This is a genomic window from Idiomarina sp. (assembly GCF_019431395.1).
In the GTDB taxonomy this organism is placed as follows: domain Bacteria; phylum Pseudomonadota; class Gammaproteobacteria; order Enterobacterales; family Alteromonadaceae; genus Idiomarina.
Genome location: NZ_CP080268.1, coordinates 895,501 through 907,049, shown reverse-complemented (window position 1 = coordinate 907,049; position 11,549 = coordinate 895,501). Strand labels below are relative to the sequence as shown.

Here is an 11,549-nt window from a genome sequence, read left to right as displayed (position 1 = left end):
AAGTGCCAGATGAGCTGGCCGCCCCACAGGTGAAAGCGACACATATAATTTGAGTTTCGCGCAATTGACACATTTTGCCGGAGTCCTCCACGTCCTCATACGACCAACTACACGTGTTGTGTAATGTAGCGTCGAGATGAGGAATGCACGGAGCTGATAACGTAAAGAGGCAGAATGCAGGTTCAGTTGCTGATTAACCTAATAGCGACAGCATGACGCGTAACGTTAAGCGAAAGCGCTGAGTTACCAAGCACAGTCAAGCCAATTTTTGTTACACGTTATTGAATTAATGACGGGTAACGCAGCATTGTAACGCTGCAAACAAACAATTTAACGATAGTGCATTAGCGCTGCTTTAACAGCGCGTCATGCTGTGGCGTAGCAAGATTGAGTCACAGTAATGAAAAGAATGTTAATTAATGCCACGCAGTTAGAAGAACTGCGTGTAGCGCTGGTAGACGGCCAACGCTTATATGATCTCGATATTGAGAGTCCCGGCCACGAGCAGAAAAAAGCCAACATATATAAAGGCAAAATTACTCGCATCGAGCCAAGTCTAGAAGCTGCTTTCGTCGATTACGGCGCCGAGCGACACGGATTCCTCCCCTTAAAAGAAATCGCAAAAACCTACTTCCCCGAGGGTTACACGTTCCAGGGTCGTCCCAACATTAAAGATGTTGTAAAAGAAGGCCAGGAAGTCATTGTCCAAATTGACAAAGAAGAACGCGGCCAAAAAGGCGCAGCCTTAACGACCTTCATCTCTCTTGCCGGTAGTTATTTGGTATTGATGCCAAACAACCCGCGAGCAGGTGGTATCTCGCGTCGCATCGAGGGCGATGAGCGCTCAGCGTTAAAAGAGGCCTTGAGTGAACTTAACGTGCCCAAAGAAATGGGGCTTATTGTTCGTACTGCCGGTGTGGGCAAATCAAAAGAAGAACTGGAGTGGGATTTAAATGTTCTACTGCATCATTGGTCTGCCATCAGTGATGCAGCTAGTGACCGCCCTGCTCCGTTTTTAATCCATCAGGAAAGCAACGTTATCTTCCGAGCGCTGCGTGATTACTTACGCCGTGACATCGGCGAAGTACTGATAGACAGTAAAAAAGTTTTCGAACAAGTCCGCAATCATATTCAGTTGATCCGTCCTGACTTTGTTAATCGGGTTAAGCTTTATGACGGCGATGTACCGCTGTTCAGCCATTACCAAATTGAGAGCCAGATAGAGTCTGCATTCCAGCGTGAAGTTCGGCTGCCATCAGGCGGTTCTATTGTTATAGATCCGACCGAAGCATTGACCTCGATAGATATTAACTCATCACGCGCTACCAAAGGCGGTGATATCGAGGAAACTGCGTTACAAACCAACCTGGAAGCGGCTGAAGAGATTGCACGCCAGTTACGTTTGCGGGATTTAGGCGGTTTGGTAGTCATTGACTTTATCGATATGACCCCTGCCCGTCATCAACGCGAAGTAGAAAACCGGTTGCGTGACAGCCTGGCTCAGGATCGGGCACGTATTCAGGTGGCACGAATTTCCCGCTTTGGTTTGCTGGAAATGTCGCGGCAGCGACTGCGTCCTTCACTGGGCGAGTCAGCCAACAGTGTTTGCCCCCGCTGTGATGGCCAGGGCACTATTCGTTCCAGCGAATCGTTGGCTTTGTCGATTCTGCGCTTAATCGAAGAAGAAGCGATAAAAGACAATACCGTACAAGTGCAGGCTCAAGTGCCGGTACCTGTGGCGACTTACTTATTAAACGAAAAACGGTCAGCGGTTAACAAAGTTGAAGAACGTCACAACGTTAAAGCGGTTATTATTCCCAATCATCATTTGGATACACCGCACTTTGAAGTCATCCGCATTCGTGATGACGAAGTCCCTGAAGCTGCCAGCTTCCAGTTGGTAAATAAACAGGAAAAGGACGAATCAGTAGCAATAACACTAACCAAAGATCGTCAACAGTTAGAAGAACCGGCGTTGAAGGGTCTGCAGGCGCCTGCAGCTGCACCACCGCCAGCACCGGCTGCAGCAGCTCCAACTCCGGCAGCAACAGCGGCTTCTGGTCCTTCATTGTTTGCGCGGTTAGGTAAGTGGTTGGTCAGCTTGTTTGCCAGTGGCGATGAGCAACAACAGCAAAGCCAGAACAACGACCGCAATAATCGCGGACAGCGCAGTAACAATAACCGTGGTGGCCGCAATCAGCGCGGCGGCAATCGCCGTTCGCGTCAGCGCCCGCGTAATGACAATCGTAAAGCGACTGACGACTCGAAAACAGACAACAAAGCGCAAGAAGAGCGTCAGGATGATCGCCAGGACAATCGTTCAGGTGATTCGCGCTCGAATAACTCGCGTCGCAGTAATAATAACCGTCGCGGACGTGGTCGCAATCGCAACCAAAATCGTAAACCTGAGCAAGAGCAGAACAATCAAACAGCTGCGCAGGAAGCAGAAAAAGTCGAGCGCGAGCAAAAGCCAGCTCCGGCTAATGAGCAGGAACAGCCGCGGACACCGAAAAAACGTCGTTCACAAAAGAACCTGGAACGTTCTGTTCGTGTTAAAGGCGCAGCAACCGACAGCGCTGCGACTGAATCGTCGGTAGCGGCTAAGACTGAGAAAAAGCAGGACGCTAAACCTGCGGCTGACACCGCGACTAAATCGGAGTCCGCAGCTAACGATAAACCTGCACAAGAGAATTCAACTGCGGATCAAGCACGCGAGCCTCGCGAGCCGTCTCCGAAAGTGTTGGCTTCTAAAGTGAATGACCCGCGTTTGCAAGCGGCAGCCGAGTTAGTTCAGGCGGAGCAACAGCCAGCTCCTGAGCAACAGCAGGCTGAACAGGAACCCGTGCAGCAGCCTGAATCTGAGCCTTCGACACCTGAACCTGCCACTGCAGAGCAGCCGGAAGCTAAGGCTGATTCAACGTCTGTAGAAGCGACTGAGCAGCGCCCTGCTGAATCTGACGCTGAAGCTGACGCGAGCCTCCAGGCAGAAACTGCGGCTGAAGAAGTAGAAACAGCTGAGCCTAAGACTCAAACGCACAGTAATGCTGGTGAAACTGAGCCAACAATTGAAGACAATGAGCCTGAAAAACCGGCTAAGACTGAACGCAACCGCTCGCGCCGGTCGCCACGTCACCAACGTGCAGCCGGACAGAAGCGCAAACGTGAGAAGCAGGAAGCGGGTAATGACCAGGCGGCCAACGCGGTAGTCAGCCCAATCTACCCCAGCAGCGCTAAAAGTAAGGCTTTTGCCGATATGACTAAAGCTAGCCCGAGCCCTCGTGAAGGTGAGTTTACGCCATTCCCGGTGGCACCGGCTACAGCGCGTCACGGCTATGCCCAACCGCAGAAAATTACCTCGGTCACACAGCCGGCATCTTCGGCGTATGCCGATATGGCGAAGTGCTCTCCTGACGCGTACTAGCAGTCAAACGCGGATAAACAAAACCCCGCAGTCCTAAACAGGATTGCGGGGTTTTTAATAGTCAGTTAGGCAGATTAATTAATTCGAATGAGTGCTTTGTTCTTTTCTAGGGTTTTTAAGCCGATGCCTTTTACATCCAGCAACTGCTCAAGCTCGGTGTAACCGCCCAATTGCTCGCGTAGCTTAATAATTTCTTCGGCCCGTTTTACACCCACGCCAATCATTACTGCTGACAACTCCGCCGCCGTGGCTGTATTAATATCTAACAGTGTTTCCTTTGCGGGCGTTTCTGCCGCCTGAGTATAAACAGCCATGGGCTCAGGTGCGGCTGCACTGGTTAACGGAGCGGCACTCACTGCTCCGCTGGCAGTTACAGTAAAAGCGAGTGATGCAATTGCAGATAAATAAGTTTTCCGTAACATAAGGCTTCCTCATCGTTAGTTTGTTTACGCTTGTCTTATTAAGAAAAACAGCAAACTAACTATAGTTCAGCCATAGCAACGTCTAACCATATACGATAATGCGCTAACTTAATTCAGCCAATATCTCAAGCACGGCCTGGTGTGGGTTGTCTGCCTGAGTGACAGGACGCCCAATCACCATAAAGTCTACACCGGCCTGTTGCGCCTGACGCGGCGTTAAGGTGCGCTTTTGATCATCCTGTTGCGCTGCTGCCGGCCGTATTCCCGGCGTCATTAACTTAAACGCGGCGCCAAGTTCATCGTGCAACATTTTTGCTTCCTGCGCTGAACAGACAACGCCATCTAAACCTGCACGTTGCGTTAGTTTTGCCAATCGTAATACCTGCTCACGTACCGGCACGATGATGCCAATATCCGCAAGGTCACTTTCATCCATTGATGTAAGCACCGTCACAGCAATAAGCAAGGGCCTCTTGTCCGTTGGTAATTCCTGTAATGCCGCGTTGGCAGCCTGCATCATTTTTAGACCGCCACTGGCATGCACGTTAACCACGTCGACGCCCAGCTTGGCAGCAGCAGTAACGGCTTTGGCAACGGTATTAGGAATATCATGGAATTTTAAGTCCAAAAACACAGAAAAGCCTTTTTCTACCTGCTCACTAACCCAGTCCGGCCCTTCTGTCGTAAACAGCTCTTTACCGACTTTTATACCGACCTTGCCAGGATCAAGTTGTGACACCATAGCATCAGCTTGTATTCGGTTATGATAATCCAATGCAATATAAACGCTTGGTAAGCTCATTATTATTTCACCTATTCACCGTCAATACCAAAAATGGGTTTAGTTGTGCTCCAGCTTTTGCAACTTGGGCATTGCCAATACAGGGTGTGCCCCGAAAATCCACAATGCCTACAACTATACTTGGGTCGTTGGGCGATATGTTCCGCTACCATTCGCTGCAGTATTTTTAGGCTTTCACGCGCACTTCCCACGTCGGCTGCGCGAATATGAAAGTCCATTAGCTGATGGAAGCCTCGCATGGTTGGGTGCTGCTCCATAGAGCTGCGTATAAACTGCTCGGCAGCATCGCCACCCTGAGTTGCGAAGATATATTCGGACAATGCAATCGTAGCACTGGTACCCGCATTTTTTTCTACACAATGGTGTAAAAACTCAATATAGGGTGTTTGATCGCCCTGTTTTTTATAAATGCTTTCTAGTGGTTTTAATACTTCACTGACAAAACTTTTATCTTGCTGCAAAACTCGTTGCAGGTAACTTGTTGCCAACTCTGTTTGATTATCTTGTTGGTACAATAGTCCCAAAGCAATACTTGCCCGCACACAGTTGTCGTCGTGCTTAAGCGCCTTTTTATAATGTTTTACCGCTTCGCTGCCTTGCTCCATTTGCGCTAATTCACAGTAAAGCTGAGCTACAACTATCTCGATATGTCGGTCATCCCGAGTTAACCGAAGTGCTGTTTTTATCGCTTTATCCCACTCATGGGTTGCTTGATACAGCTCTAACAAATTTTTGCGGCTGCGCTCACGAAAATACTTATGCCGTTGTAAGCCGGAAAACATTTGCTCAGCGCGGTCGTAAATACCCGCAGCGAGATAATCTTTGCCGAGCTCGTACATGGCAGTTAGACGGTCATTTTCGGTGATATTTGGACGTGAGGTTAAATTCTGGTGGATCTTTATGGCACGCTCAACTTCGCCGCGGCGGCGAAAAAGCTTACCCAGCGTCCAGTGAGTTTCGAGGGTTTCACTATCTACATCTAATAGCTCAACAAATAAATCAACCGCCTTGTCCGGCTGATCTGACAGTAGCAGATTTAAGCCGGTGGCATACTGTTTTGAAAACCGTTGTTGTTCTTTGCGCTCTTCACTACGTACACTGTTCCGCCCCATAAACCAGCCATAAGCGGCGGCAACAGGTAATAAAAGGAACAGTAACTCAAGCATTAGCTATTACGCCTCGGCATCTGGTTTTGCTTCTGACTCGTTCTGTTGGCGCAGCTTGTTAAACTTTCTAAGCAGGCGCTGGTAGCGTAGCTTCCAACGTAATGTCGAAAGAAAATAAAAAATTAACGAAATTAAAAAACCGAAGCCCATAAAAATGCCGGCAACGGCGGCAATGGATAGCTCTGCGCTAAACGCCAGAAAGTTTACTTGCACCTGGCCGGCATTCTGCGCGCCAAACGCTAATGCAACGAAAAATATCACCAGGATTGGGATCACGACTAACAATTTTTTAAGCATGTGCATCCTCAGCTGCTACCCATAAAAAAACGGCATGCCAGTATAGCATGCCGTTTTTATCATTCGAGTACAAAGATTAACTAAAATTATCAACGCGTTCTCGTAATTCCTTGCCTGCTTTAAAGTGAGGGACATATTTTGCATCCAGCTCGACTTTTTCACCAGTCTTTGGATTACGGCCGATACGCGGCGCGCGATAATGCAACGAAAAACTGCCGAAGCCTCGTATTTCGATGCGTTTTCCGTGAGCCAGACTTTGAACCATCTGCTCAAGGATATCCTTAACACTCGCTTCAACGACCGTAGGAGGTAAGTCCTGATACTTCAGGGTTAACCGGTCAATCAGTTCTGATTTGGTCATGCTACCTCCTCCTTATTAATAAAACGTGCGCCGAAGACGCACGTTACATCAATCTTAGTCGTCAGTTTTAGCCGCTTTAAACGCGTCAGCCATTGCACTGTTAATGCCAGAGCTGTCTTGCTGCTTGTTGACTTGCTCAACCGCTTCTTTCTCTTCAACTTCGTCTTTCGCGCGGATAGACAAGCTCAGAGTACGGTTTTTGCGATCAACACCCATGAAGCGCGCTTCGATAGCGTCACCAACAGATAATTCAGTTGATGCATCTTCTACACGTTCACGAGAAATGTCTGCAGCACGAACGTAACCTTCTACGCTGTCAGCCAGTTCAACTTTTGCACCTTTCGCGTCAACTTCAGTGACGGTACCAGTAACAATAGAACCTTTCTTGTTAGCTGCCAAGTAGTTGTTGAACGGATCTTCTTCAAGTTGCTTAATACCTAAAGAGATGCGCTCACGTTCTGCGTCAACCTGCATTACAACGGCAGTAACTTCTTCGCCTTTCTTGTAATCGCGAACGGCTTCTTCGCCAGTTGCGTTCCAGCTGATGTCTGACAAGTGAACCAGGCCATCAATACCGCCATCCAAGCCGATAAAGATACCGAAGTCAGTGATTGACTTGATCTTACCAGTAACTTTCTCGCCCTTGTTGTGGTTCTTAGCGAACTCTTCCCAAGGGTTAGGCTTGCATTGTTTAAGGCCAAGAGAAATACGACGACGCTCTTCGTCGATTTCCAGAACCATAACTTCAACCGTGTCGTCCAGGTTTACAACCTTAGATGGGTGAACGTTTTTGTTAGTCCAATCCATTTCAGATACGTGTACCAGACCTTCAACACCTTCTTCGATTTCGACGAAGCAGCCGTAATCAGTCAAGTTCGTAACACGACCGGTTAGGCGAGTACCTTCTGGGTAACGGTTAGCGATATCCGCCCATGGATCTTCGCCTAATTGCTTAAGACCCAATGATACGCGAGTACGCTCACGGTCAAACTTCAATACTTTAACAGTGATTTCGTCGCCAACATTGACGATTTCGCTTGGGTGCTTAACACGCTTCCAAGCCATGTCAGTGATGTGCAATAGGCCATCAACACCACCCAAATCAACGAACGCACCGTAGTCAGTAAGGTTTTTAACGATACCTTGAACTTCTTGACCTTCTTGCAGGTTCTCAAGCAGCTCTTCGCGTTCTGCACTGTTCTCTTTCTCGATAACAGCACGGCGAGAAACAACAACGTTGTTGCGCTTCTGGTCAAGCTTAATAACTTTGAATTCAAGGTCTTTGTTTTCAAGGTGTGTAGTTTCACGTACTGGACGTACGTCAACCAATGAACCTGGCAAGAACGCGCGAACGCCGCCTAAGTCCACAGTGAAGCCACCCTTAACCTTACCAGAAATGTAACCGGTAACTGTTGCGTTTTCTTCGTGCGCTTTTTCCAGCTGCAGCCAAGCTTCATAGCGCTTAGCTTTTTCGCGTGAAAGAATCGTTTCGCCGAAACCATCTTCAACAGCATCAAGTGCTACGTCGACTTCATCGCCAACGCTAACTTCCAGTTCACCTTCCGCGTTACGGAATTGTTCTGCCGGGATAGCACTTTCAGATTTAAGGCCAGCGTCAACTAATACCAAATCTTTCTGGATAGCAACGATGGTGCCTTTTACGATGGAGCCCGGGCGAGTTTCGACTTCCTTCAGGCTTTCTTCAAACAGCTGTGCAAAATTTTCTGACATATTAAATATCTTCGCTTTTAAATGACGTCCACTGAAATTCCGTAGTCAGCGGGGTTATGAATAAAGTCTGCATGTATCCTTACGGCAGACGCCTAAATAACCCACCCGGCCAATTTGCCGGGCAAGCTAGCTAGTCATGTGACAGTTTGCTGTGAGCAAACGTCAAAATATCTTCTACCACCTGATCGATGCTTAGTTCTGTACTATCAATGTACAGCGCATCATCAGCTGGTTTTAACGGCGCCACGCTACGCGATGTGTCACGTTCGTCACGTTCTTGAATTTCGGTTATTAATTGGTCAATATTAGCATCAAAGCCCTTTTCGAGCAATTGCTTGTAACGCCTTTGTGCGCGTTCCTGCGCGGATGCTGTCAGAAAGATTTTTGCATCGGCCTCGGGAAACACGACGGTTCCCATATCACGTCCGTCGGCAACCAGCCCAGGCAAGTCTTTAAAGCCACGCTGGCGGCGTAACAGCGCTTCGCGGACACGTGGCAATGCCGCTACCTTAGAGGCCATGTTGCCGACCTTTTCAGTGCGGATAGTCATGGTCACGTCCTCACCCTCGAGGATAATATGAGTTAAACCATCATCTTCCTGCGCTTCAAATTTAACATCGAGGTGTGCGGCCAGGGTAACCAGGCTTTCTTCATCTGCCTCACTAAAATTGTGATGCAGTGCTGCCAGTGCCAGCACACGGTAGATAGCGCCACTATCCAATAGATGCCAGCCCATTTTTTCTGCCAAAATACGACTAACGGTTCCTTTGCCCGAACCACTAGGTCCATCAATGGTAATAACTGGGGTGGGTGTTGCCATAAAGTCCTCTGATTGCCCTGCCAATTGCAGTATTAAGCGGCGCAATTATACGCATTTATCAAAATTTTGCACCCTCAATACGCCAGCGCTAAGGTAAAAGATCGATATGACAGAGGCGTGAAAGCTCATTGAAAAATTGCGGGTAGGTTTTTTTACAACATCCAGGGTCATTTACGTTCACCCCATTTGCAGAAAAACCAAGCAATGCAAAACACATGGCAATGCGATGGTCGTCGTAAGTATCAACAGTCGCTTGCTTAAGCACTGCCGGCGGGTCAATGATCAGGTAGTCCGCGCCCTCTTCTACCGTTGCACCAAATTTGCGCGCCTCAGTAGCCATAGCTGCCAGGCGGTCGGTCTCTTTTACCCGCCAATTTGCCACGTTACATATTGACGTTCGACCTTTTGCAAACAACGCCAAAGGTACGATGGTCATAGCCGCGTCAGGAATTTGGTTACCATCAAAATCAATGGGCTGTAACGCGCCGGAACCACTCACCGTTACCGAGTTTTCACCCCACTCAACGGTTGCGCCCATGCGTTGTACGACGTCAGCAAAACCAATATCGCCCTGAATAGAGTGCTGACCGACGCCCTGTATGGTTATCGGGCCACCGGCGATAGCTGCGGCTGCCATCCAATAGCTGGCTCCGCTGGCGTCTCCTTCAATAAAATATTCGCCCGGCGACCGATACTGCTGGCCTCCGGTAATAGCGTACTGTCGTTCAGAAATAGGCTTGATAGTAATGCCGAAACTACCCAACATAGCAATGGTGAGATCAATATAAGGGCGTGATACGACGTCACCGGTTAGCGTTAGCGTTGAGTCTTCAGCTAACAGCGGTAGTGCCATCAGCAAGGCACTAACATATTGACTGGAAACACTGCCATCAATGGTAAAATCACCAGCTTGCAGACCGCTGCTCACGGCTAAAGGCGGATATCCCTGGTTTTGCAAACAATCAAGCGCCGCGCGCCACGCTCAACTAAACTATCAATAAGGTCACCCAGCGGTCGTTCCCGCATGCGGGGGTCACCGTCAAGAGTAACCGATTGTTTACCAGTTAACGTTGCCGCCAAAACCGCGACCAACGGGCGCATTGCTGTACCCGCATTGCCAAGCAGTAAACGCTCCGGCACAGTCGTCCACTGCCCGCTACAGCCATGCACAACCACCTGCGTAGGGGTAACTTCCTCTACCTCTACACCCAATGCGTTTAATGCCTCTAACATGCGCGCCGTATCGTCGCTGCGCAACAAGTTCTTAAGCACAACCGGCTTGTCCGCGAGCGCGGCTATGAGCAATGCGCGGTTAGCGATGCTTTTTGAACCCGGCAGTGTCACTTCGCCGCGGCAATGCTTAAGACCGCTTACCGTCAAGGTTTGTGGAAGTTTTTGCATTAGTAGCTTATGCGGCGCATCGCATCAATGAAGGCTTGGTTTTCATCCGCCAGCCCAATACTCACCCGTAAATGATTTGGTAGTTCATAGCCTGCTACAGGACGCACAATCACCCCTTCATGTAATAGCTTTTGATAAATATCAGCAGCTTTAGGGCCAACTTCGATGGTTAAAAAGTTGCCGTGCGATGAAATGTAGCCGAACCCATCCTGTTGGCAAAACTCAATCAGCTGTTGCATACCGGCCGCATTAACCTTAATGGCCTGCTGTAGATAATCATGATCATCCAATACCACTTCGGCAGCTTTTAATGACAACGAATTAACATTAAACGGCTGACGAATGCGATTAAGTAAATCAGCGATTTCAGCACTAGTTACTGCGTAACCGGCTCGCAGGCCGGCTAACCCGTAGGCCTTTGAAAAGGTTCGTGAGACCACCAGGTTAGGATAGTCTTTCAACCATGCAATTGAGGGCGCACGTTCATGTTCTGCAACATACTCGTAGTAGGCCTCATCCAGCACCACCAAAACGTTCGACGGCACCTTATCCAGAAAGGTTTTTATGGATTCAGTCGATAAAAACGTGCCCGTCGGGTTATTCGGATTGGCGATAAAGATCATTTTAGTACGATCCGTAATCGCCCCCGCCATAGCGTCCAAATCGTGGCCATAATCACTGGCAGGCACCGCTACCGCTTTAGCGCCAATTGCCTGAGTAACCAGTGGGTAGACCACAAAGGCATGTTGCGAAAAAATGACTTCGTTATCAGCGTTAACAAAGGTACGCGCTAAAATCTCTAACACATCGTTAGAGCCATTACCTAAGGTGATTTGATGAGTATCCACGCCCTGCAATTCGGCCAGCTTACTTTTTAAGTAAAAACCATTAGCGTCGGGATAACGAATCAAGTCCGACAACTCGCCCTGCAATGCAGTGCGAACTTTTTCACTTAAACCGAGCGGGTTTTCATTAGACGCCAGTTTCACCACGTGTGACAAACCCAGTTCTCGTTGCAGTTCGTCCATCGGTTTACCGGCCTGGTAAGGCTGTAACTGACGAACGCCCGGGTTAGCTGCTGCGGTTGCATCAAAACGTGCCATAGTCATCATTACCTTTATTGTTTTT

General features: G+C 48.7%; 9 protein-coding genes and 1 pseudogene. 1 reads left to right on the top strand and 9 read right to left on the bottom strand.

Features of this window, described 5'->3' with window-relative positions; translation table 11 throughout:
* Positions 1–400: 400 nt before the first annotated feature.
* A complete protein-coding gene (gene rne, locus KZ771_RS04475; protein WP_290654501.1) occupies positions 401–3,421 on the top strand; it encodes a ribonuclease E in 3,021 nt (1,006 codons plus the stop codon).
* Positions 3,422–3,495: 74 nt separating this feature from the next.
* Here rne and KZ771_RS04470 read toward each other — a convergent pair whose 3' ends face one another.
* The 9 genes and pseudogenes from KZ771_RS04470 to hisC form a co-directional block, all read right to left on the bottom strand.
* Positions 3,496–3,843 (bottom strand): helix-hairpin-helix domain-containing protein, encoded by a 348-nt coding sequence (locus tag KZ771_RS04470; protein ID WP_243734414.1) that lies wholly within the window; start codon positions 3,841–3,843, stop codon positions 3,496–3,498.
* A 103-nt stretch (positions 3,844–3,946) separates the two neighbouring features.
* The gene (pyrF, locus tag KZ771_RS04465; protein ID WP_133538491.1) at positions 3,947–4,645 is read right to left on the bottom strand and encodes an orotidine-5'-phosphate decarboxylase; all 699 of its coding nucleotides are present in this window, start codon (positions 4,643–4,645) and stop codon (positions 3,947–3,949) included.
* 11 nt (positions 4,646–4,656) lie between these two features.
* Positions 4,657–5,811 carry a lipopolysaccharide assembly protein LapB gene (gene lapB / locus KZ771_RS04460; protein WP_133538492.1) on the bottom strand — a complete coding sequence of 385 codons (1,155 nt, stop codon included), beginning with the start codon at positions 5,809–5,811 and terminating at the stop codon, positions 4,657–4,659.
* 6 nt (positions 5,812–5,817) lie between these two features.
* A complete protein-coding gene (locus KZ771_RS04455) occupies positions 5,818–6,108 on the bottom strand; it encodes a LapA family protein (protein ID WP_166635857.1) in 291 nt (96 codons plus the stop codon).
* Between the two features lie 76 nt (positions 6,109–6,184).
* Entirely contained in the window at positions 6,185–6,469 is a 285-nt protein-coding gene (locus KZ771_RS04450; protein WP_133538494.1) for an integration host factor subunit beta, read from the bottom strand.
* Between the two features lie 54 nt (positions 6,470–6,523).
* Positions 6,524–8,200 (bottom strand): 30S ribosomal protein S1, encoded by a 1,677-nt coding sequence (gene rpsA, locus KZ771_RS04445; protein WP_133538495.1) that lies wholly within the window; start codon positions 8,198–8,200, stop codon positions 6,524–6,526.
* Positions 8,201–8,330: 130 nt separating this feature from the next.
* Entirely contained in the window at positions 8,331–9,020 is a 690-nt protein-coding gene (gene cmk, locus KZ771_RS04440; RefSeq protein ID WP_133538496.1) for a (d)CMP kinase, read from the bottom strand.
* An 88-nt stretch (positions 9,021–9,108) separates the two neighbouring features.
* A pseudogene (gene aroA, locus KZ771_RS04435) lies at positions 9,109–10,421 on the bottom strand (3-phosphoshikimate 1-carboxyvinyltransferase).
* Positions 10,421–11,524, bottom strand: a complete 1,104-nt coding sequence (gene hisC / locus KZ771_RS04430; protein WP_290654500.1) for a histidinol-phosphate transaminase — start codon at positions 11,522–11,524, stop codon at positions 10,421–10,423. The pseudogene aroA and the gene hisC overlap by 1 nt, the downstream one beginning before the upstream one ends.
* Between the last annotated feature and the right edge of the window lie 25 nt (positions 11,525–11,549).